Source organism: Fuerstiella marisgermanici, assembly GCF_001983935.1.
Taxonomy (GTDB): Bacteria; Planctomycetota; Planctomycetia; order Planctomycetales; family Planctomycetaceae; genus Fuerstiella; species Fuerstiella marisgermanici.
The window spans coordinates 141,766-164,417 of record NZ_CP017641.1 but is presented as its reverse complement, the minus strand read 5'-3'; the positions used below and the strand labels follow the sequence as shown (position 1 = coordinate 164,417).

Annotated in this window: 21 protein-coding genes; 8 read left to right on the top strand and 13 right to left on the bottom strand. The window is 55.0% G+C overall.

Features of this window, described 5'->3' with window-relative positions; genetic code table 11:
* Positions 1–790: 790 nt before the first annotated feature.
* From Fuma_RS00550 to Fuma_RS00500, 10 genes are all read right to left on the bottom strand, one after another.
* Positions 791–2,590: a recombinase family protein gene (locus Fuma_RS00550; protein WP_077022411.1), complete on the bottom strand. Its 1,800-nt coding sequence runs from the start codon at positions 2,588–2,590 to the stop codon at positions 791–793.
* 226 nt (positions 2,591–2,816) lie between these two features.
* Positions 2,817–3,251 (bottom strand): periplasmic binding family protein, encoded by a 435-nt coding sequence (locus tag Fuma_RS00545; protein ID WP_145943864.1) that lies wholly within the window; start codon positions 3,249–3,251, stop codon positions 2,817–2,819.
* A gap of 12 nt (positions 3,252–3,263) precedes the next feature.
* Complete coding sequence (locus Fuma_RS00540; RefSeq protein ID WP_077022409.1) at positions 3,264–4,532, bottom strand: phage major capsid protein; 1,269 nt, start codon at positions 4,530–4,532, stop codon at positions 3,264–3,266.
* Positions 4,532–4,750: a helix-turn-helix transcriptional regulator gene (locus Fuma_RS00535; protein ID WP_077022408.1), complete on the bottom strand. Its 219-nt coding sequence runs from the start codon at positions 4,748–4,750 to the stop codon at positions 4,532–4,534. The genes Fuma_RS00540 and Fuma_RS00535 overlap by 1 nt, the downstream gene beginning before the upstream one ends.
* A gap of 285 nt (positions 4,751–5,035) precedes the next feature.
* Positions 5,036–5,416, bottom strand: a complete 381-nt coding sequence (locus tag Fuma_RS00530; protein WP_145943862.1) for a hypothetical protein — start codon at positions 5,414–5,416, stop codon at positions 5,036–5,038.
* Positions 5,417–5,431: 15 nt separating this feature from the next.
* The gene (locus Fuma_RS36700) at positions 5,432–5,905 is read right to left on the bottom strand and encodes a phage terminase small subunit P27 family (RefSeq protein ID WP_077022406.1); all 474 of its coding nucleotides are present in this window, start codon (positions 5,903–5,905) and stop codon (positions 5,432–5,434) included.
* 503 nt (positions 5,906–6,408) lie between these two features.
* Positions 6,409–8,646, bottom strand: coding sequence for an AAA family ATPase (locus Fuma_RS00515; RefSeq protein WP_077022404.1), 2,238 nt, complete (start codon positions 8,644–8,646; stop codon positions 6,409–6,411).
* Positions 8,643–8,972, bottom strand: a complete 330-nt coding sequence (locus tag Fuma_RS00510; RefSeq protein WP_077022403.1) for a hypothetical protein — start codon at positions 8,970–8,972, stop codon at positions 8,643–8,645. The genes Fuma_RS00515 and Fuma_RS00510 overlap by 4 nt, the downstream gene beginning before the upstream one ends.
* Positions 8,972–9,208 (bottom strand): hypothetical protein, encoded by a 237-nt coding sequence (locus Fuma_RS00505; protein ID WP_145943861.1) that lies wholly within the window; start codon positions 9,206–9,208, stop codon positions 8,972–8,974. Before Fuma_RS00505 ends, Fuma_RS00510 begins: the two co-directional genes overlap by 1 nt.
* Positions 9,209–9,255: 47 nt before the next feature.
* On the bottom strand, positions 9,256–10,029 hold the full coding sequence (locus tag Fuma_RS00500; RefSeq protein ID WP_077022401.1) for a hypothetical protein: 774 nt from the start codon (positions 10,027–10,029) through the stop codon (positions 9,256–9,258).
* 818 nt (positions 10,030–10,847) lie between these two features.
* Here Fuma_RS00500 and Fuma_RS00495 point away from each other — a divergent pair.
* From Fuma_RS00495 to Fuma_RS00470, 8 genes are all read left to right on the top strand, one after another.
* The gene (locus Fuma_RS00495) at positions 10,848–11,432 is read left to right on the top strand and encodes a sigma-70 family RNA polymerase sigma factor (protein ID WP_077022400.1); all 585 of its coding nucleotides are present in this window, start codon (positions 10,848–10,850) and stop codon (positions 11,430–11,432) included.
* Positions 11,425–13,194 carry a LamG-like jellyroll fold domain-containing protein gene (locus Fuma_RS00490; RefSeq protein WP_077022399.1) on the top strand — a complete coding sequence of 590 codons (1,770 nt, stop codon included), beginning with the start codon at positions 11,425–11,427 and terminating at the stop codon, positions 13,192–13,194. Before Fuma_RS00495 ends, Fuma_RS00490 begins: the two co-directional genes overlap by 8 nt.
* A 110-nt stretch (positions 13,195–13,304) precedes the next feature.
* Positions 13,305–13,574 (top strand): LamG domain-containing protein, encoded by a 270-nt coding sequence (locus Fuma_RS34550; protein ID WP_145943859.1) that lies wholly within the window; start codon positions 13,305–13,307, stop codon positions 13,572–13,574.
* Between the two features lie 12 nt (positions 13,575–13,586).
* Positions 13,587–14,390, top strand: a complete 804-nt coding sequence (locus tag Fuma_RS00485; RefSeq protein ID WP_272482036.1) for a kappa-carrageenase — start codon at positions 13,587–13,589, stop codon at positions 14,388–14,390.
* A 275-nt stretch (positions 14,391–14,665) separates the two neighbouring features.
* A complete protein-coding gene (locus tag Fuma_RS00480) occupies positions 14,666–16,294 on the top strand; it encodes a sulfatase (RefSeq protein ID WP_179954429.1) in 1,629 nt (542 codons plus the stop codon).
* A 109-nt stretch (positions 16,295–16,403) separates the two neighbouring features.
* Positions 16,404–16,529, top strand: a complete 126-nt coding sequence (locus Fuma_RS36385) for a hypothetical protein (protein ID WP_257787786.1) — start codon at positions 16,404–16,406, stop codon at positions 16,527–16,529.
* Positions 16,530–16,586: 57 nt separating this feature from the next.
* Positions 16,587–18,245: a DUF1549 domain-containing protein gene (locus Fuma_RS35825; RefSeq protein ID WP_083731703.1), complete on the top strand. Its 1,659-nt coding sequence runs from the start codon at positions 16,587–16,589 to the stop codon at positions 18,243–18,245.
* Entirely contained in the window at positions 18,227–18,760 is a 534-nt protein-coding gene (locus tag Fuma_RS00470; protein WP_077022397.1) for a DUF1553 domain-containing protein, read from the top strand. The genes Fuma_RS35825 and Fuma_RS00470 overlap by 19 nt, the downstream gene beginning before the upstream one ends.
* Before the next feature lie 166 nt (positions 18,761–18,926).
* Here the strand turns inward: Fuma_RS00470 and Fuma_RS00465 are convergent, their stop codons facing one another.
* The 3 genes from Fuma_RS00465 to xrtU form a co-directional block, all read right to left on the bottom strand.
* Entirely contained in the window at positions 18,927–19,202 is a 276-nt protein-coding gene (locus Fuma_RS00465) for a hypothetical protein (protein WP_145943858.1), read from the bottom strand.
* A 98-nt stretch (positions 19,203–19,300) separates the two neighbouring features.
* Positions 19,301–20,833, bottom strand: coding sequence for a tetratricopeptide repeat protein (locus Fuma_RS00460; protein ID WP_077022395.1), 1,533 nt, complete (start codon positions 20,831–20,833; stop codon positions 19,301–19,303).
* Positions 20,830–22,518 carry an exosortase U gene (gene xrtU, locus Fuma_RS00455; RefSeq protein WP_077022394.1) on the bottom strand — a complete coding sequence of 563 codons (1,689 nt, stop codon included), beginning with the start codon at positions 22,516–22,518 and terminating at the stop codon, positions 20,830–20,832. Before xrtU ends, Fuma_RS00460 begins: the two co-directional genes overlap by 4 nt.
* Positions 22,519–22,652: the final 134 nt, after the last annotated feature.

The window sequence follows — 22,652 nt, the reverse complement described above, 5'->3', positions numbered from 1 at the left end:
CCGATTCACTCTGCGTGAGTTGGCCAGCCGCTTCTTGTCTTGTTGGTTGTTCATTGAGAAATACCTACGGAGGCAATCCGCCGACTCTCTGTCATTTCTGTAGAACTCACGGGATCGGAAACCGCCCCGGAAGAACAACTCTGAGTTCAGACTCATCAACTCCACCGAGCGTAGAACGAGCGGGTGGGCTGAAAGGGGAAAGTAACTGCACGGCATTGAGAAGCTGAAAGGCATCTCTTCGGTCGCTGCAAAAGCGATTCGACAAGTGGCGTCAAACTGAGGGGTGATGTCGATGAGGCCGGATTCGGTCCTTAGAACCGCATGACGTTCTGCGACCAAGTAGGCATTACGCATTTGCCAGATGGACCAACCCGCCTGCAACGAACCGTTCCCTTCCTCCACCTCTGCCAACACATTCTGAGAGCAGCAAGCTGGCTCAGCGGATGGGGTTGGTTGGATTGCAAGAAACTGGGGCCGATCAGCCTCCAGTGAATCGCAGAAAGCTCTGACTTCAGGCGTGATTGCCTTTGGGCAGCGAGCGACAAACTCGCAGTTCTGGCCCCACTCCATTACGCTGTCTATAATTCCACTCATGTTCGGACTCCCAAAGACTTGGATTGAGTTGGAGCAGCGACATGCTTGCTCCTCACAAGTCAAAGGGCGAACTGGCAGTTCGGTTGACGAATTGGCAATTCGTCTGTTTTTGACGCCTGAATTCGGGCGACGAATTCGGAAATCGCCCTCTTCTAAATGAGGGCGGAATGTTGGCCCGAAGCGGTCAAGAAGAGGTTTACGCCGCTAGAATGAGGTGGGAAATGTGAGCATCCCACTCGGCGACGGAGGCGAGAAAAAGTTCAACTGGGCCTCTGAACTCTCGATGCACGGTTCTAGACGAGTTGATTATTCCTCTCGTCAGAGTGTCGAAGGGTCTTTTTCCCTTCCAACCGTGCTGAAATTCGAGCGTGATGCTGTCCACAAGCATGTGGATGGCATCACGCTTTATTTTTGGTGCTGACGATCGAATCTGCTTCGAGAAGTCTTTCAGCCGCCGCATGGCATCACTCACCAGCCGTTCACCGTCGCTATCGCTGGATTTCCGCCGCTCATTTTCCAGCATGTCAGCCGCTCTGTCACGCTCCTGTCGCATGGCCTTAATCTTAGGAGCGAGAATATCAATCAGATCGTCGTCGGATCGCAGTAGGCGGTCTGCGGCCTTGTCGATGTCTGCGTTGAGTTTGTCCAGCTTGCGTTGCAGCGGTGCTGTGTCAGGCTTCTGGCTGGATCGTTTGGCCACTTGCCGCCGCATCGCTGATTCCAACCGCTTCAGGTTTGCGGGTGTTAGTGACTTCTGAATCTTATCGGTGACGACTTTCAGCAATGCGTCGCCGTCAATCTGGTTGTGATAGCAGCCGTTCGCGTGTTTGTGCTTACTGCCTTCTTTTTGATAGGTCGAACAGAAGTAACGACTGGCTGACTTATCGGTCGTGTGCGGTTTCGGTCCGCCATACATTCGCCCCCCGCAACAACCGCAGATCACCAGACCTGCGAGCGGATACCGATCAGGTTTCTTCACTTGCGGCTGACGGCTACCACGCTTTTGATCATCCAGTTTACGTTGCACGGCATCAAACAACTTGCGATCGATCAGACCTGTAAAGGCATTCGGAACGATCACCTGTTCGGCTTCGTCGTTCAGTCGCACCTTTGAACGTCGATAGTCCGTCTTCTGTCGTTCTTCGATTCGGTCCTTGGATACCTTGAAGAATTTCGCCTCCGTCCGTTTTCCGAAGACATAGGTGCCGACGTAGTTCTGATTCGACAGGATGTGTTTAATCGTATTTGCGTGCCAGCGACCTGGATTTTCAGTTCCCCGTTGTGGTCCACGCGGTCCGCAGATACCACGCTCTGTCAACTCGCCTGCGATTGTGCGCAGTCCGATCTGAGGCTTAGCGTATTCCTCAAAAATGTAACGCAGCGTAGCGACGACTTCAGGGTCGTCTGATGGAACCAGCGTGATGTAAGTATCTCCGCCGCGTGTTGGTTTTGGATCTCCGTTCTTCATTCGCAGAATGTGGTTGCCCTGGCCATCAACGACCATGCGGTCGAAACCATAAGGTGCAGATTGACCTGCAATGTGTCCCTGCAACGCCGAATTCACACGACCACGCAAAGAATTCTTCGCCAGGTCACGGATATAGCTGTGCCGCCCTTCTTGGCGAACGGTGTGAGTGATGCGCCCTTCGAAGGAATCCCGATCAATCAACCCCTCAGTAACAGAATCAACGCAGATGCCAGCTTCACGCAGCGGAAACATGGCAGCGGATTCTTCGTCACTGTCGTTGCGGCTGATGCGGTCATAAGCCCAAACCAAAACAACGTCCGCGACGTGGCTGGTCGTCAGGTCGTCCCGCATCTGATGGAACTGTCGTAACGCCGCGTTATTGTCGCCGCTGATGCCGTCGTCGACGTACTCTTTGACAATCGTGTAACCACGCTCGCCAGCGTAGTTCTGGACCGCAGACCGTTGTGCGGAAATCGACTTTTCCTGTTTGCTACTGGAGCGTCGAAGATATGCAACTGCTCGTGTCATCGTTTTCACCTTCCAACTAAAGTGAATCCAACAAAATAAAATGACGGGAAACTGGTGTTGGTGCCAGCGTTTGGCCGCTAAGCCTATCCCGCCGATCGCAGTGTACCGTAGCACGCTGCCGACTTGCACCCTGAACAAGAAAAACCCGCCGGCACACACCGACGGGTTCAGCCATAAGGGTTTGTGATGTCCATCGATCTATGCCGCGAACATCACTCGCCGATAATTACGCAGTGCCTTCAGCAGGTGCCAGGTGCTGTTCAGAACCGACGACAGTCGTGCTGTCGTGTGTAACTGGTTCTTCATTAGCAGCCGTCTGAATCGCAATCACGCTGTCGATTGTTCCGTTCGCCGTTGCCGTAATGACGACAGGACGAACATAACGTTCGAGCGGTTTCGTGATTTCCAGAATGGCGACTTTGTTGTCGTCGGCATCCGTGTAGGCAATTGCAGTCCCTTCCAGGTCAGCGAATGAGCTGTTGTCGGTCGACTGCTGTGCTTTGAGTGTGACCGTTCCTGTCGAGACAATCGCCCCGACGCTGAGAACGAAAGTCACACTTTCAAAGCCCTTCATATCAACCGACGAACAATTGGTTGTCGCCTGGCCAGCCGCCACGGCATTGGATACGCGGGTGATTTTACCCGATGTTGAGAGATTCATTGTTCAGCCTTTCTACGCTGTGATGCCTGTGAGGACGGTAAACCAGGTCGGACGCAGCAACGCAACGTCGGCCCGCACGTAGCACACAATGTGCTTCAGCAACTGGCTTGCTGCGTTCCATGTGTCGCCGCTGTCATCGGTAGCCGTTCCAGCTTCCAGAATTCGGATATTGACGGACCTCGTCCGCATGCCGAACACCAACTGGCTGAAGTCACCCACGATGCTGACAGCTTCATCGCTGCCGCCGCCTTCATCTTCAGGCAACGCCGTCGTGCTGAATCGCTTCAGCTTGGCTACCCGTGGCGTAGGCATCAACGGTTGGTTCGTCGTATCCTGCAATCCATCATAGGTGTCGTCAGTTCGCGGTGAACTGATCCACGACAGGCCATCGACCTGTCCCGCATAGTTCGCCGCCATGATGTCACCGACGGCCAGGCTGATGTCGTTGTAATCCGCAGGTGTGCCCACGCTGGCAATCGTGTTGATGCCGCTATGGTTACGGATCCCCAACGGTTCGGACGCAGCACCAGTGCCGACAAGTCCAGCCGCATCGAGTTTCTGAGCCATGCTTGCAGCCAGGGCCGATTCGATGACTGATGCAGCGTTCGACGCATCTTCCAGCATCTCGATGCTGACAGGCACGATACACGCCAACGTCTTCGCACGCAGATTGACAGCTTCAAACGTCATGGTGGACGATGTGACCGCTGCCGTTTCTGGTCGCCAATACGATGTTGCATCTGATGCTACTCGAGCAATCCGCAGTTCGGATGTGGTCATCGGCATCGTGACTGCCCCCGCACGCATGCAGACGCTCGCAGAACGTGCCAGGTCAATCACCTGGCTGGACAGGTCACCGTTCAGAATGTAGCCGCCAGCACTGTCTGTGCTGCCTGCCTGTGATGCCATCGGCTGACCTGTCAGCATGCCGTGGATTGCTGCACCCAGTTCACCGTCAAGTCGCTTGTTGGCAAACTGCTGTTCGCCTGTAAACGCTCGCAACTGGTTACCGTGCTGATCCACAAAACGCGGACCGCTGCCGACTGAGCCCCCAGAATCCTCTCCGAAAACGAATCCGCCCATTTTCGGCGACTGGTGCCGTTCCAAAAATCGGCCGATGTCCTCGACCTCGCAAAGAAGTTCGTCGACCTTCGCCTCGTCCTCTTTTGAAAGCCGCTGCGTTTCAGTCGCCGCATCCAAAAGTTCTTGAACCTCCGCATGTAAGGTAATGCGTCGCTCCGCAGCTTGTTCGAGCTGCATTTTCATCGTTTGTTGAGTCATTACACCAGTTTCCTTTCGCACGCATCAGGCGTGTCGTACAAATTGTTCGTCGGTTGATCGGCGAGCCACTGGTCGATATCTGATTTTCGCCAGCGGTTGCAGACGCCGATCTGAATCGGTGCGGGCAGTTGTTTCCGCCACCACATGCGTCTGATCGTTGCACGGCTGACCTTCAACACCGCCGCAACTTCGCCATCAGTCAAAACTACGCTTTCCATTTTTCGCTACTCCGTGATCTATGCCAGGAATTTTTGCTCCGCCATCTTTGTGACGTGCTGGCATTATCAGCGATCGTCAACCGCTTGCGAAGAACCTGTTTGCTTAAGGCGAACCACTTTTTTGCTTAAGCGTTCGCCGCCGCACTTCGCTTGCTGGAACAACATGCTGACAACGTTGTCCACACTTCGTGCAGATCAAATAGCGAGTGTGCCAGCCGCCGCTGTCGTACACAGACCGAACCTTCATTCGTCCCGCAAAGCATGCGTTGCATTGGTCGCCTGGCTTTAGTTGCATGATGGGTCTCGCATAATCTGTCGAACCTTCAATCGTGCTGCCATTTCCAGACAGATGCACGCCTTCAACAACGCTGCCCACTCGTTTAGCCGCTCAGAGGTGCCCGCTAACGCACGTTCTGTCATCGTTGCGGCAAAGTATGCTTCCGAGACTTCCGAATCGCTCCAGCGGTCAACTGGTGGCAACTGAGCGGTTTTCGTCTTGAAGTGTTCACGATGATCAGCTTCGACCTGCAACGCATCAGCCAAAAAGAACGCCATCGGTCTGCTGACCTCCGATGTCTTCGGCGACGTTGCAACCGCCGCGATTGCTTCCAGTTCTGCGACGCTAAGCCGCTGCCAGAATTCGGTGAATTCTTGCGTCGATGCCATGTGATTTTCCATTTGCTAAAGATACTTGGTTTCCAGATCACGCTGCCGTCGCATGCGGACGGGTTCCACGTTTTCCGCTGGCGGAACACGTTGTCGACTTGTTGGCGACATTCCAAACTGAACCGAAAGTGCGAGAAATTGTTTTTCGGTCGAGACTCGCAACGACGCCGCGGGATGTGCCCGGCATACTCCCGTCGAACTGACGGTAGTAAGCCCCTCGTCTTTCAACTTTTGGTCCAGCTCGCACAGCTGTGACCACGTGTGACAAAGACGAACAAACGCCGGTACGTCCTGTGGCGTCAACCAGCCTTTTTCGAACAGGCTTTTGGCGTGCTGCTTCCAGAATCGCTTGGCGGCATCATCTGGCAAGTCGCCTGGACATTTCGGAAGTGTTGCCTCCGGGTCAATCTTGGTTCGACGGTTCGCGGTGTTCCGGCCGCGCTCAGATTCTGAACTGCCGGGTTTTGGTAACGGTCCTCTGCTTCCCATTTTCAATCCTTCAAAGTGCTAAGAAAACTCCCCAAAAAAATACGCTAGGGGAATGCGGTTGACAGCCACTATCGCTCCCCAAATATTGGCCCCTACCCGAGTCGACCATCGTCTGTGCCACACAAGGCTGCATGGCTCGCTTGGTGTGCGTGATAGTCTTCATGTGTCATCGTCGCTTGCTCGCCATCGCATCGCGTGTACGTCGGTCTCAAGTCAACCCTGAGGCGTCGCAGCCGTTCGGCCTCGGACCATGTCGCTTGAATCTCGAGACACACGGCTGCGATCTCTTCAGGTGTTGGGTCGTGTCGTCGTTGGCTGCTCATGTCGGTTCAGCGTTTCCAGTGCGTCGTTTCGTTGGGGGGATGCTCGTTGCTCGTTGTTGTTCGTCGGCCATTTCCAATGGTGGTTGATGATGTTCGTTGTTCGTCGTCCCCTATAGGGACGGACGACGAACATATATCGAACTGCTCGTCGATGTTCGTCGTGACGAGCAACAACGAGCATCAACGAACATCTTCAGACTCGCTAAAAAGTGCGTCATATTCGTGCCCTTTTTCGGCCAGCAAATACCCTCCCGACTGAAGCCGATTTCGCGAATCTCGGTAGTCGTGGATTGTCAGCGACTGGTCGGTTTCCATGTCGTAGATTGCCTGGCGGATTTCCTTTTGCGGAACCTCGCCACGGCGTTCTTCAATCTGGTTTTTGCTGAGTGGGGTCGTTTGGTCTCTCAGAACATTCTGAACCCTGCTGCGTGCGGTTTCGATGGCTCGATGATGTTTCTCACGCTTAGCGTCTTCCCTGGCCTTCTGTGCCGCTTCCTGCTGCTCGGTTAGAAACTCATGCAGGTTCGAGACTTCAGCCGTCCAGTCTTTTTCGTTGAACAGAATCCGCCGTCCGCCTGCCTGCTCATCACGGCCGCCGAATTGGACGCATAGGTCGTGGTTCCAATCCCATTGATACTTCTCGTTGCGTCCCATCAGCCACCAATTCCCGAATGACTCGGCGATGCCCGCGCCCGTCATATCTTCAAGGTCAGGTGGCGAGCCAAGTTCCCTGGCGGACGCTTTGGTCGTGTGGTGACTCATCACAAGCGACGCAGGACGGCACCAATTCGCGAAGTTCACAATGGCATCACCAATGTCGGCCATGCGGTTGGTGTCCATCTGTGCGGTCATGCCGCGATAGAGCGGGTCGACGATAACAACGTCGATGTCGTATTTTTTGACGGCGTCGGCAACGGCCACGCAATGAGTGACGTTCGGTAGCTTCGGGAACTCCATTGCGTCGACTCGCAACATGCCACGCAAAGCTGAAAACGACGTCCCGTGGCTCTTACAGGCTTTCTTCAGGCGACGCGCTACGGCTCGATAGTTTGCCTCGCCAGTAAAAAACAGAACCCGCCTCGGTTTGCCGACCTGAAATGCTCCAAGCCACTTCCCCCCGGTAGCCAACGCAATCGTCAAGTCGACCAGCAACGTTGTTTTCAGGCATTTGGATTTTGCACCGAACAGCGTCGGTTGGTCTGAAGAAAAGATTCCATCGACCAGCCAGTCGACTTCAGATTCTGCATGCGGTTCAAGATCGGATATGTCTTTGCCTTCGAATGTTTTCTTCGGGCTTTCGGTCGGTTGTTCGTCGTTGCTATGGGCTGCCCCCGACTGAGATTCACGCCATTGCTGACCGTGCTCCTGAACAACATCGTCGGGCAGATACTCTTTTGCCGCTGCAACCTGATCAGTCCCGAAGTTGTGCGACCAGCAATAGAAACGCCACTTGCCGTACGACTGGCCATTGCTTTTGCCGTCCGCTGGAAGGTTTGTCGACTCCGTGAAGACGTGGAACAGATTGTTGCCGCCAAAATTCAGCGTCGCCGATACGCCTGATTCCTTCCCTGGTCGAGTCCATGTCGATTCGGCTCCGTTGTTCGATTCAAGATGCCATCCCTGTGATTCGAGCAATTCACGCCACGGGGTTTGTTCAATGGTTCGCTCCGCAATATCGACAAGTGATTCCGTGCCGTTGACGTCGGGGAGCGGTTGCTGTCGCTTCTCCATGGTCTTTCGCGTCGCCGGTTCACACGCGTCATTATCCGGCGGTTCATCCGGCACAACGTTCAATACAGATGGGTCGTTCGCAGGCAGGTTTAACAAGGCTTCGACGGACTCCGCATCATCCAGCCACTCGCCATCACCCCATACACGCGACCAGTGCTCTCGCGTGTGGTGCCGACCGGGAAGCCGCAACCAGTTACCGAGCCCCTTCCCGCTTAACGCTGCCTGCTTAGGGGAAGTTTCAATGTCGGCACCGTCAATCAACCACTTTGCAAAGCGAAAGACGTCTTCCGTTGGCACTGGTTCCGAAAACAGGATCCAAATGTGATAGCCGCCGTCGCCGTTGCTGTCTTCCAGTGCCGCCATGATGCCAAGATCAAGCAATTTGTTCAGCAGCTCGATGGCGGTGCTGAGATTGTCTGCGGCTAAGTTGTCATCGCCATCGTGGTTGTCGATGTCGAGCCCCAGCCACTTACATGTGTTGTCGGCCGCTGTGCTGTGCAGACCGACAACCTTCGCGCCGTAGAAGTGATTTCGGAGCGTGTATTCGTCCAGTGTGTCGGCCGTGAATGCTCCCTTGTCACCATAACACCCGTGCCGATCGCTTCGGTTGACCAGCCTATCCAATGCCCACTTGGCCAGCCGCTGTGAGTGCTCTTGCCACGCCGTACAGTCGCTTGCTACGCTCATCGGCCCACCTCATCGTCGAGAGGGCGGTCGGCCGGCAGCTCTTTCCATGCCAGGCTAAGTTGCCGCTGTGGCAACTTGCCGTGCGTGAGGATGTGCAGCACCGTCGCCTGATCGACTTTCAGCCTGCGTGCGATCTCAGCCGCCGGCACAAAGATCGAATGCAGAATCATGATCGTTTCAACGAGATCAGTGGCCGCGTTCGGCACGTCTCCGGTCTGCAGGACGCATCGGACAAAACCGATTTTCAGATGCAATTGCGTTGCGATTTGAGGCAGCGTTTTGCCTTCAGCCCACATGCGTTTGATGTCGTCGACGATTGGGTCCACTACGTTGCTCCATGCGTGCTGCTGGTTTCTCGGCACGCAGCATCGCGTTGCCGAAACGGGATGATTGGAGCATCTGTGTTGTCGTCATCGTGCGACTGTTCGGCTAGGTCAAGAAACAGCGCAGCCATCTGTTCGACCGCTTCGTCGGTCCAGATGATTTCGCCGCTGATTGATACGTCGTGACACTCCATGCCACGACGATAGCGATCGAAAAACCGCTTGGAATATGGTTCCAAGCGGCTACGACAAAGAGCGGACGGCAGGTCGACAAACGGTCGACGTATCAGGTTTCTGTCGGCCTTGGGTTTAGAAAACGGTCCCTCTGTGGCTTTGTTTTCAATCCATCAGGAAGGTCGTTGGTGTGAACCTTGAAGTGCTGTTTGCTACCAGACTTTGCCATCACTCGAATCAAATCGCCTTTCAAGCCTTTGATTCTGGCTGACCACATATCTCGACTTAGCGGTACACCATCTTTTTGCAATATCTTTCGCCAGTCTCCCGATCGGCGAAATTCTTCAGAATAATCCGCTTCGTCAATTTCCGCCTGTGTACTCGCTGCAACTGGCGTTTCCGAAGTTTCACTCTGATGGATAGCTGCCGTGGTCAGGTAGTTGGCAGTTACGGCACATAGCTCCGCAGCGTTCGGAATACAGTTTGGCGGAGCGTCGTGAAACAGCGGGTCTGTGTGTTTAAAAAGTAGCGACATTGCACTGTTGCCAAAATGCTCAACGAGTACGCCGGTGAATTTACTGCGTTCACAGTGCGTGACGCCCAACAGTTGGTCTGCTCTGCGTATCAGACCTGCCAACTCATCAACATGCAGATTTCCCTTTTCGCCCGAGACATGCCACTCCCATTCGCCGGTTGGTGTGCTCCAGCCGCGATAGCTCTTCGACCAACCAGTCTGAACTATACGCTGCCCGACTTCGACGCCTTCCAATAGCACAGGTTCTGACTGCCATTCGGCATCTACTGGATTAACACCGAGACTAAGTTCTGGTGCCTTCGCAGCCAGTTCACGGAAACGCTGTTCCAGTGTCTGCCATGTGTCACTCATCGCATCAACTTCCGATAGTTGATTCCGAATTAGAAAAACACGCCAGGCGGTTCGGATGCCGCTTTTCCCCCGCTAAGGGTAGGCGTGAAGACGCATTGTAATTTCTCAGGCAGCCGCTGCCAGGTCGTCGCCGTTGAACGGTTCGTATAGAACCGTGCAAATCTTGTCGTCCCGACTTGAAATCAAAACAGCTCGTCGCGTTCGTTCGTGGCGAGCTGTTTTTCTTTTGAGCGCAGCGCCCCGCGTGATCATTGCGAGCCACCGTGGTCGGTTCAAACAGTGGATCCAGTTCAGGCGATGAAGAGGTTCGATTTCTCGAACCCACTGTCGGGTAAAAAGTTGCGGAGTTCCAATCCAGCCGCCACATTCACTTCCTGCTACTCAGGTTCGAGTCATAATCGGGGCTCTTCGAAAAACCGGATCACAATCCGAACCATCCCCCCTCGGCAATAAGTCCAAAAGTAGCAGAGGGTTTTGTCGTTGACCTCCAGTATCTGTGCCATCCGGTTGGGAGCCCAAGGTTTCCCCCTTCGAGATACCTATCCGAACCAGTGTGCTCTGCCGAAACGACTGCCTGTCGTGCTCGTTGGCCTGATCCCAATCTTGCGGATTCTCCGGTTCCAGCGTCGATCAAATGGCGTTCGGAGTGACCGCGGTGAATCTCTCTGGTTGAATCAGTCGTCGCGCTGCAAGATTTGCTTCCAGCACGGTTCCGTACCGCCTGTTTTCCATAAAATATCGGGAAGCGGCGGTAATTCTGCGTTGCCGCGGAATGTCTACACATCGGGACGTCCCGGAACACCTGCCACGGTAAGAAAATGGACCACGAATCAGACCGCGAACAGCGATACAGCGATACAGCGATACAGCGATACAGCGAGTTTGTCGCATTGCTGGCTCGACATGACCAGTCGATCCGGCGATTCGTGCGTTCGTTGTTGCCATCGCGGGATGGAGTGGACGACGTCGTTCAGGACACGGCCCTCGAATGCTGGAACAAGTTCTCGGAATTCCAACCTGAAAGCCTGGACGATTCGGTTCAGGAATTTATTCGCTGGGCCTGCATCATCGCCCGTTACAAGGCGATGAGTTGGCAGCGTGACAAGGCCAGAGATCGACTGGTGTTTCGTGAAAGTGTGATTGAACGGTTGGCTCAGGCAGCCATCGACAATCTCGATCAGCAGGAGTTGGAGCAATCGGCAATTGAGTCCTGCTTGGGAAAACTGCACGACGATCAACGGCGGCTTGTTCTGAGCGTCCACTCTCCGGGCGAATCCATTGCGGCCATCGCTGAGGAAACGGGAGAAGCTGCTCGACGGCTCTACAGCAAGGTCAATGCCCTGCGTAAACGCCTCCTTGACTGTGTCGAGCAACGTATCGCTGCGGAGGTTGGCAATGGATGAAGCGACGCGGAATCTGATTTTCAAGGCGATCGACCAGACCATTGTCCCTGCAGAGTTTGATCGGTTACAGGATGCCATTGAACAGGATGACGAGGTGCGAGCCGAGTACCTACGGGCAGTCACACTTTGTGAGTCCCTCAGCGAAATCGCATCTGAAGCGAGTGAGCCGAACGCGATAGCTTCGCGCCCCGCCCATGACGACAGAACGTGGAAAGCGCCTGCGGCTTGCGCCGTTGGCGCACATTGGCAGTCGCTGTCGTGGTCGATGATTGGCCTTGCTGCCACGATCCTTCTAACGGTCGGTGGTGCCGCTTTTTGGTTCGGTCTGCAGAAAAGCGGAACGACGAATGTGGCCGATCGCGGTGAGCAGAGTGTAGAGCGGAATGAATCGCAGATCGCGGGACATGCGACACTAAGGCGATCGGTTGATTTGAAATGGTCTGCTGGCGGCAACGAATATCGGGATGGTGATGTCCTGACAAACGGACGGCTTCAATTTGAGGAAGGCGTCGCGGAGATCGATTTCTTTTGCGGTGCGACATTGATTGTCGAAGGCCCGGCCGCTCTGAACATCGAGTCCGATTGGTCAGTCAAAGTCGCGAGCGGTCGGCTTCGAGCGAACGTTCCTCCGGCGGCACGCGGTTTTATTGTCAAAGCGGCGGGTTCCGAGATCATCGATCTGGGGACGGAGTTTGCGCTGGAAGTCAAATCGGAGAATGCCCGCGTTGAGGTCATTGACGGTGAACTGGAGATTCGTGGTGGAGAACACGATGGCAGCCATCTGCTGACAGGAGAGCGGCAGTGGTTGAAAGGGGCAGACACAGCTGAATCGTTCGATGGGCTCAGCACAATTGATGAACTGAAGAGTCGGCAGGAAAACGCCGCATCGGAGCGGTTCGCTGCGTGGCAGGCACATGCGGAAGAGCTGCGACAGGATGATCGCCTGATCGCCTATTTTCCAATTGCCGCGGGCCAACATCGCGAGCCGACGGCGCTGGCCGCGGGCGGTGATGGTGGAACGGAACTGCATACCGGGCCCGACGCTAACGCGTTCGGCTCACGTACCGTGCGTAATGTCGCACGGACTGGCGATGGTCTCAACGGCAAGCTCATTGGTCCGGTTGAGCACTCCAGCGGTCGTTTCGGATCAAAGTCATCCGGGCTGAACTTTGGCCGCCCCGGCTCGCGTGTTCGTACGCGAATCGATGGTGAGTATCAGGCGTTTTCGTTTGCCTGCTGGGTTAGAATCGACGGCCTTGAACACGTTTACAACGCGTTGTTCATGAGCGATGGTTACGAGACCGGCGAGTTGCACTGGCAGATTCGCAATGACGGTCGTCTGATGTTTTCCGTGATGGTGGATGATACTCAGAAAATTCGACGCTTCAGCGAACTGGACCAGCGTGAAGTCGAGACAGCGGGGCTTGCTCGCGTCTATTACTCAGACCCGATCTGGGACATCTCAAAAAGTGGACAGTGGTTTCACCTTGCCGCCGTTTATGACCCGGCAGGCCGTCAGGTGATGCAATACGCCAACGGCAAACAGGTCGGCAGCCATGAGATCCTCGACAAATTTCACATCGACACTTTGCGAATCGGTGCCGCAGAGATCGGGAACTGGGGACAGCCGTTTCGCAAGACCCCTTGGTTCTCTGTTCGCAACTTAAATGGCACGATTGATGAGCTTGCCATTTTCGATGCTGCACTGACGTCAGAGGAAATCACCACGCTCTTCCAGAACGGAAAACCTCTTGGCTACTAAACTCTTTGAGTCGACGGCGCTAGCCGCGGGTTCTAGAAACAACCGCAAATGCCCGCGGCTAGCGCCGTCGGCTCACAAACGAAACAATTCATCTGCCTCGGATGAATTCGATGAAGCTCCTGCTACTCCTTTCGATTCTGATTGCGTCGCATTCGATGACCATCGCAGCCGACCCTGTGCCGACCGGTGATGTCGGGCTGACGACGAAGGATTTGACTTTCGTTGCTGACCAGTCTGACGAATTCAATAGCGACAGTATTGACCAGCAAAAGTGGAACATCGACTCAAAGGACTTTGGCCCCTGGAGTTGGGAACCCGAGAACGTCGTGCAAAGCGATGGATCGATGCATCTGCGAATGCTTCAGAAAGATCACCAGTGACGCGGACAGCAACTGCACTACACATCTGGTATGGCACGCATCGACAAGACGATGACTTACGGATACTTCGAGGCTCGTATCAAAGGCTGTTCGCGCTATCCCGGAGCCTGCCCGTCTTTTTGGCTTTACAGCATAGGCCCACAAAACCGCTACCAAGCCAGTGATGGCGAAACGGTGGCTTACTCGGAAATCGACATCGTTGAGCTGCAACAGAGCGAATTCGACTCACAGACAAAGAAGCACTTCCCGGTCACTCGCATCGACTGCAATTTGCACACGGTGCTCATCAAAGATGGCAAGCGAGTGTGGAGTCGTCCCCACACCAACCCGGAACTCTGCAAGACTCATTTTGATTCGCCCTGGGATCCACGCGAGGACTATCACGTCTATGCGGTCAAAAACACGAAAGAAGAAATCGTTTGGTACATCGATGGAAACGAAGTCGGGCGCAAGCCAAACCTGTATTGGCACCTGCCGATGCACGTGACACTTTCGCTCGGACTACGCTACCCCTTTGTGACGTACAAGGGGGGCGAAATGGCTCGCGTACCCGAGAAGACGACTGCCAACGGCTTCCCGACTCACATGTCCGTCGATTACGTGCGAGTCTGGCGATTCAACCACGCTGCCGCCAGCACCGATTGGTCGAAGCAGCAATACGTCGCCAGAGAGAAAGTGACATGGGAAGAGAATGGCTGGACATGGAACCAATCGAAGGTTGAATCCAACTTCGGCGAGATCGACGTGAACAAAGATGGCATTGTGTCCGGCAAGGAGCGACAGGCTTGGTTCGCAAAGAAGAAGGCAGGGAACTGACAATGACGAATGGTGTCAGACTTCGCAAAGACTTGCTCCTGAGTGTCGTGGATCGCTCCGCCGATCCAACGTTGGATCGGCGGAGCGATCCACGACAATTCGCAGGCAATCGTTTTTCTGGGGCTTGTTGCGTTTGTCTTACAGGCCAGCGTTTCCGACTCGTCTGATCCGTCGAATGCGGCCGATTGGGCTGTGTACCAACGATCAGAATAGCAACCCGGTAATTGGCTATGTGTTTGAACTTTATGAATGGAAGCCAGAGGAACCGAATGAGGATGATTGAAACACTGAAACAACTGGTCGTGTTCGGCTGTCTTCTCCTGCTTATTCACCAGGCAAACGCAGCCGACAAACCAAACATCCTGTTCATCGCCATCGATGACCTGCGCCCGGAACTGGTCTGCTACGGATCGGAGACCGCGATCACGCCGCATCTGAACGGACTTGCCGCAGACGGATTACTGTTCAACCGGGCGTATTGTCAACAGGCGATTTGCCGTCCGTCGCGAGCAAGTCTGATGACCGGAACTCGGCCGGAAACGACGGGTCTGTTTCACAATTACGTCTCATTGCGAGAGTTGCAACCCGACATCCTCACTCTGCCGCAGCATTTGATCGCACACGGGTACGACACGGCTTATGTCGGCAAGATCTTTCACCACGGAGATACTGACGAAGAACGTTCGTGGAGTCGTCCTGCAGCAAAGTGGCTGGGCCAGGACATCAAGAAACCCAGCGGGCCTTATCGTCTGCCGGAGAACGTCAAACTTCGCAGCGAAAACTTCAAGGAGATGTTTGCCAAGTACGGTGAAGCGGCACGACGCGGGCTGGCCAGTGGTCCGCCCTTTGAACGCGCTGACGTACCGGATCATGCCTACATCGACGGATATAACACCCTGCTGGCCATCAAGACGATGAAGCAAATGGCCGATGACAAGAAGCTATTTTTTCTCGGCATGGGTTACCATCTGCCGCACCTCAACTGGTGTGCCCCGGCGAAGTACTGGGACTTATATGATCCCGAAAACATTCCACCCGCGACCGATGGAACCGCGCCGACCGATGGAGCGGCAATGGGGCTGCACGCTTCGTTTGAACTGCGAACTCGCTCCAACATTCCCAAGCACGGTGCGATCGAAGCCGACCTGGCCAGAACGCTGAAGCACGCGTACCTCGCGAGCACCAGTTATGTCGATGCCCAAATTGGACTGTTGCTGAAAGCTCTTGACGAAGCAGGCCTGCGTGAGAACACCGTGGTCATTGTCTGGGGCGATCATGGATGGCATCTTGGTGACATGGATGTCTGTGGAAAGGCAACGAATTACGAGATCGCAACTCGAGTCCCGCTGATGATCCGGACTCCGGACATGAAGGCGCGGGGGGAAAAGACCGACGCTTTGGTGGAACTTGTCGACATCTTTCCGACACTTTGCGAGTTGGCAAAGGTTCCATCGCCGAAGCATTTGGAAGGACACAGTTTCGCGCCGTTGCTTGACGACCCGAATCGATCATGGAAAAAGGCTGCATTCAGTCAATACCCGAATCCAGCGTTGCGTGAGTGGGCTGCGAACCCGCTTTCTCAGGGCATGCGGGAGACATGGTTCGGGCCGCTCATCGAAGACGTCGAACAGCGGATCATTGACAAGCAAGGCGAAGTGTGGGATCGGGAATTATTTGAAAAGCATCTGATGGGCTACACGATGCGAACGAATCGCTATCGACTGGTTGCATGGCGAGATCATCGTGACCCGAAATCGAAACCGTTGTTTGTCGAGTTATTCGACCACACCGTTGATCCGAACGAATCGAAAAACATCACCGGCGCGAACCCCGATGTCGTTAAACAATTGATGAAGCAGATGAATGCCGGCTGGAAAGCTGCAATCGTAAGCCGCACGCGCTAGCGTCGGGCAAGAACCAGTAGCAACTTAGCCAGAAAATACGAACTGCAAACATAGCGACAAAAGTCAGGCCCGCGGCTAGCGCCGTCGGCTCACGAAGACAGGAATCCCCATGACTACAATTCGACTCACCCTTGGTTCACTGATTGATGTGATACTCATAGCTGCACTGCTGCAGGCGCAGGAGATGGTCGACTTCAAGAAGGACGTGGCGCCGATTCTTGAAGAACGTTGCTAGTACTGCCACGGGGAAGACGAACAGGAGTCCGGTCTGCGACTGGATTTGCGGCCGTGGATGTTGCGCGGCGGTGATTCCGGGCTGCCGGGCGTCGTCGCTGGCAAGCCGGACGAGAGCTACCTGCTGGACGTGATCAATCACGCCTATCCCGATAGAAAGATGCCGCCGGATGAGGACAAGTTACCGGCGAAAGAGATCGCACTGCTGACACGCTGGATTAAGGAGGGCGCAGTCTGGCCCGGCCAGATGGACGCGAAGCTTGATGAAACTGTTGATCACTGGTCCTTCCAACCCGTTCGACAAGAGTTCGCCCACGATAGCATCGACGCTTTCCTTCAGGAGAAACTTGACGATGCCGTTCTGAAGTTTTCAGATCCCGCTGCACCTCAGGCTCTCATCCGCAGAGCATCGATTGTGCTGACCGGTCTGGCACCGACGCCCGAACGAACAGCCGCATTTGTGGCTGCCTTCGACCGCGATGCTGACGCGGAGTACTCGGCACTTCTTGATGAACTACTCGCGTCACCTCATTTTGGCGAACGCTGGGCTCAACACTGGCTGGATGTCATTCGCTGGGCGGAAACCAACGGCAGCGAAAGCAACATGTATCGCAAAAACGCGTGGATGTATCGCGACTACGTCGTTCGTTCTTTCAACGAAGACAAACCATACGACACGTTCATTCGCGAACAACTTGCAGGCGACACAATGGGCGCAGGCGACGCCACCGGTTTACTGGTCGCAGGGCCACACGTTCCCGCCGGAACCGTCGGTTTTGAACCAACCGCCATCCGTCAGGCACGAGCGGATCGGATGGACGAGATTCTTCAGACCGTCGGTGCGTCGATGATGGGCGTCACCATTGGGTGCGCCCGCTGCCACAATCACAAATTCGATCCAATCACGATTACCGACTACTACTCGCTAACTGCGGTCTTTCAGGACATCGAATTCGGCGGTCGGTTTCCGGAACTTGCCGACGACCATCGGCGTGTGGTCAAGGAGAAACAGCTTCTGCAGAAACTGGAAGGACTGCGGGCTGACATGAGAAAAATCGGCTGGGGATGGATTGAGGATTGGCAGGGCTATCAGGAAATTCGTTTCCCGGCTCAGTCGACTGAAGGGCTTCGCATCGCATTTGACGGCGGATGGGTGATGGCCGACGAATTGGAAATTTTCACCGCCGACGAACAACGTCGAAACGTCGCTCTTGAGAAAGCTGGAACCACGCTTCGTGAAAACCCGGCGACTTTCCAGGAAGGCAAGCCGGCAACGAAACTTGTCAACGGAATCTTCGGCACGAAGCAGTGGCTGGCAAAGTCCCCAAAAGGAACGAAGGAACGCCCTTGGCTTGAATTCTACTTCGCCGAAACAACAAAGATCGACACGGTCCGCATCAGCACGAACCGCGAAGATTTCCTGGAGACTGATTATCTGCAGGGGATGAATAAGATTTCGTACGGAGACTTCAAGCTCGCCGTGCAGGAAGACGGCAACTGGAAAACGTTCAGTGCGACGGCTTCGATGAAGAAGCGGGCCGACGAAAACGAAAAACGAAAGACGCTGCAGGAGGAGATTCAGGCCGTCATCGACGAGATGTTGATTCACGGTCGGCAACCCGCGTTCGTGGCGAGGTTCATCGAACCTGCAGCGACGTTTGTTTTGGACGAGGCAGTCCGGAGAACCCTCGAAACAAAGTGCAGCCCGCCGCTCTGAAATCGTTAAATGGGACGCTGCCGGTCGATTCAAAATCCAACGGTCCAGCGCGACGAAAGGCGCTGGCGGAATGGATCGCCGACCCCGCCAACCCGCTAACGGCTCGCGTCATGGTCAACCGCATCTGGCATCACACTTTCGGAACAGGCATCGTTTCCACTCCCAGCGACTTCGGAAAAGCAGGCGCGATGCCGACCCATCCTGAGTTGCTCGATTGGCTGGCCGCCGAGTTCGTCAGCTCGGCCGATTCAGTGTCCGGTACCGAGGGCCGCCCGTTTTCGATGAAACGCATCATTCGCATGCTGGTGATGTCCAAAGCCTTTCGTCAATCAAGCTTGCCAAACAGCGACGCGCTGGCCAAAGACGCATCCTCGATCTTTGGAGATAGGCGTGCAAACAGGCCCACTACAAGCTGGTCATTCGGCAAAGTCGAATCACGCAGTTCAAGTTCAACAACAGCAGGAGCTGCCTGCCTTACGCCTCCCCATCACCGTTGGCTCTCAGGAGTTACGTGAAGAGCAAACGGTGACGGCGAGACGACGGCAGGGCAAACGAGGTGGGACCGGTTGCGCGCCGATGGTGGGGCCATTTTGCGCGCCTATCTCCAGAACGTTCTTCCGTCGCAGACCGAGTGGCCGCCTTTTCGCATTCGGGCAAGATCGCGTGGTAGTCGCAGTGACATTAGGTGATGTGCGAGCAGAACGGCACGTTTTGTTTCATTCTTCTCCATACATTCGTCCCTTCGGTGGGGCGAGATTGGTAGACAGAAACGTGCGTCTGAACGACGCGCACCAGCTTCAGGTTGAGCCCGCACACCAGATTAAACAACCCGATCGATTCTTCCTCGCGGCATTCGACGATTAGGCGAAGCGCCTCGCTACTGGCAATGTTGATCTCCAGCCCGGGCTGCGCGACACGCTTCAGTGCGACGACCGAATCGGTTTTAAGGAGTCTCATCACCTTGATGAATTCTCGCGTTCCGTTGCCGCCCGGATCCGCAGAATAACATTCCAATTCGACTTTGCAGGCTTGTCCATGAATCGAGCAGGTTGCAATCAGGGAGTCAGCCTGCCTTTGGCCTCATGCAACGTGCGCCGCATGTCCTCAGACGACATTCCGTTGTCTGCACACATTTGCAGGTCATCAATCGCGACCTGCCAGTGACCGGCGGCTGCGGCGATCAAACCGCGAGTTTCTCGAAACGATACGTTCTCAGGACACGTGTCTACGGCCGTATTTGCGAGTTGCCACGCACGCTTTAGCTGCGCTGCTGAGGCTTCGCTTGTGCTAATCTTTCCATCTGTCGGCACCGCCTGCCGCCACAGCACCCAGGCAAGATTGTTAGCGGCTACCGGATGCTTCGGGCGGAGGTCAGTAGCTTCTTTCAGTAGCTGGACGGCCGCGGGAAGGTCACCAACCGCAGCTTCGTCAGTACCCATCAATAGCGGAACCAGCCATTGCCCTTCACCGGCGAGCAGTGCGTTGTGAAAGTCTACGATCGGGGTCGGAAGTGAAACCGTGGCTCCGCTGGATAGCTGAATGACATCGGTTTCAAACGCCTTGTCGTCGGCGAGCGGTGGAAATGTTGGCGCGAGAGCCAGTTGGATACTGTTGAGTTGGCGGCGCACCTGTTCCGGCCTCATGTCAGTAAGCCAGATCGTGTAATGCCGAATAAGTTGATCGGCAAGATGCGGATCGTCTATCTGGCGGCATCCCTCCGCAAGCACGAACAGTGATTCCAGAATGCGGCCCTGTGCACCGAATGCACGGCTGAGTTGTTGCCGTGTTTCTACGCTGTGGGGAGCTTGTTCCAGTTTCGCCGCGAGCTGTTCAGTCGCGGCTTCAAGTTGGCGTCGTGCGGCGGCATGGTTTCCGAGATGGGTGTGGGCGGCGGCCAACGCCAGCTGAACGTCTGGTTGATCTTTTTGCCACCTGTTAAGCGTATTGATCGCTTGCTGATGGTAATTGTGTTTCGCAAAAAAGGCGGCCAGGTCGAGCGCCGGGGCTTTTTTATTGGGATGACCAAACGCGCGATGTTGCAGGGTTAGAAGTCGCGTAACGGGCGTGGGCGGCTCGCGACTTTCAAAGTGGTCAGCCAGAAACCGGTGCGCCGGGGGGTAGCCTGCGGCATCCGCACGGCGCGGTGCCAATGACTGCAACAGGCCAAGGGCGCGTTTTGCGAAGTCGTCAGGGGGAGTGGCATGATCAGTGGACTTTGACAGCAGCACCACCTGCGGCTCTGTGGCAGCGTTGGATTTTTCGTAGAGCTGCTTTGCGTAACGAAATGATGCCTCCTGTTGGTCGGTTGTCAGGGTCAGTAGCCGGGCAAAGTACAATTCCGATTCCGTTCGATCACCCTTTTCGAATGCCTTTTGCGAAAGTTCGTTGTACCGCTGTCGCAGGTTCTGCTGAAGGGAAGCGGAATGTCGTGACGCAAACACAATCACCAGAAGCAACGTGACGATGACTGCGGGGATCGCGGTCAGCAAACTCAGCCATGTTCGAGATTTCAAATACGACAGGGCAAAGCGAGGAAGTTCCAGGACGAACTTTGGAAGCAATATGATGCGCAGGAATCTTCGAATCACGGGACGTCAACTCCTGCAGATCGCTTCCAGCGTTGGAGCGTGAGGGCGAGCAACTGAGCGAACAACCGCTGTTCCGCCTTCACTTCTGAAGTGAGCGATTGCCCGTCGTGCTGAACCAGCATTTGTAATTGCCACCAATGTCCACTGTCACGAGGAATGATAGTATTCGCCAAACGTTCCTGAATTCTTGCACCAAAACGGGAATCGTCGTCGCCCACCGGTGCATGCATCAGTGCGCCCATGGGGGACACAAGGCAGAAATGTAAATGGGCACGCTGGCCGTTGACATCGATCATACGCACAGTCACCAGGTCTTTACCTGGCAGCTGGCCATGAATTGGGTGCACTGATGTCTGTTCAAACTTCCAGCCCTGGGATTCATAACAAATTCGCAGATCGTGCCAGTGACCGAAGGGACCGTCTACGGCAACGATGCCTTTGCCGAAAGGTGTGCTAACGTCCCATACATGCGACCGCGCGCCAAACAGATTCCGATCGTCCAATGCGCTACGTGTCTCTGTGTGAAACCCGTCCGTGGTTAATTCGCTCACACTTCCGAAAACGGTTTCATCCAGTAGGTCGAACTCACGGTTCGACAGCTGTTGCAACTGGGAATCATCAATCTGAGCCGCGACGAGATCTTCCGGACGTTTGCTCTCGACCTTAGCTCGCACTACGTTTGTCCAGTACCATCCTCCGGACAAGAGCATCAGCAGAGTCAACGTATTCAGCAATGGGCGGCGAGGAAGGCTTATGCAAAACGTGCCTGTCGCTAGTCGTTGTTGCGGGCGAACGGCTGTCAGATAGTTCCAGAATTGAACACTCTTCAGGCGCCAGGGATCTTTGTTTTGGGCATTGCGATCCGGCCGGATTTGGCCGAGCAAAAACTCCAACAAATTATTCGTGCTGTAGATCCCCAACATAGCAAGCAGCAGCACAAAAATGCCGAGTGTTTCGTGCTGCCAGCCTGCTGTCAGATCCTGGCCATAGAAGTCAATTCCCGCCGCGATAATGACGATCCTGAAGATGTTTGCGACGATGGACCACCACAACACCGACAGAATCAACGGGATCGCCTGAAGCATTCTGACACGAGCCCAGACCACATAAAAAGCCGTTGCTGCCAACAGCAAATATACTGAACTAATCCCGCTGCATGCTTCTTCGACGAACAGCCGTTTGTCGGCCAGTTCCAGCACGTTTCCACTCATCAAGTGCGGGACATTCAGTCGGTCCAGCAGAGTGCTCGCGTAGGTCGATGAGATTCTTTGCAGAGAATGAACTAACTGTTCATCAAGCTTCATGGGAAGCGTAAGCAACAGAAACAGCAATCGCCAACACCGCCGCACTGCCAGGTGTCCGCTCAGTAGAGAGTCTCCGAGCAACAGCAACGATAACGCCGCGAGCCATGGTGACCAAATCCAGCCTGCCCCCCACAGGGCCGCGACGCCGAGGCACAAGCTGATCGGTTCGATTCTCCACGCCCGTTGATCAGGAAACACGCCTTCGCGTAGCCGGCTAATGGTTAGTCCGAGCACGGCAACAACGAACACGGGATAGAACTGAAAGTACTCAAGAGCCCACAGCCGTTGGCCGTAGTCCAGAAGCATTCCGGCATAAGCAGCGACAGCGGCGATAGACAAAGCCCACCACCGCCGATGTTGTAAAATCAGAGATTCGCTCATAGCGAAAGGATACAACTCTTTACAGGAAATTGCGGCATGTAGAGGACGGTTCACGAACACGCAAAATGTTGTGGCGACAATGCCGCACCTCAAGAAGTGCGCTGTTCAGCTACAGCGTTTCACGCTGACTCGTG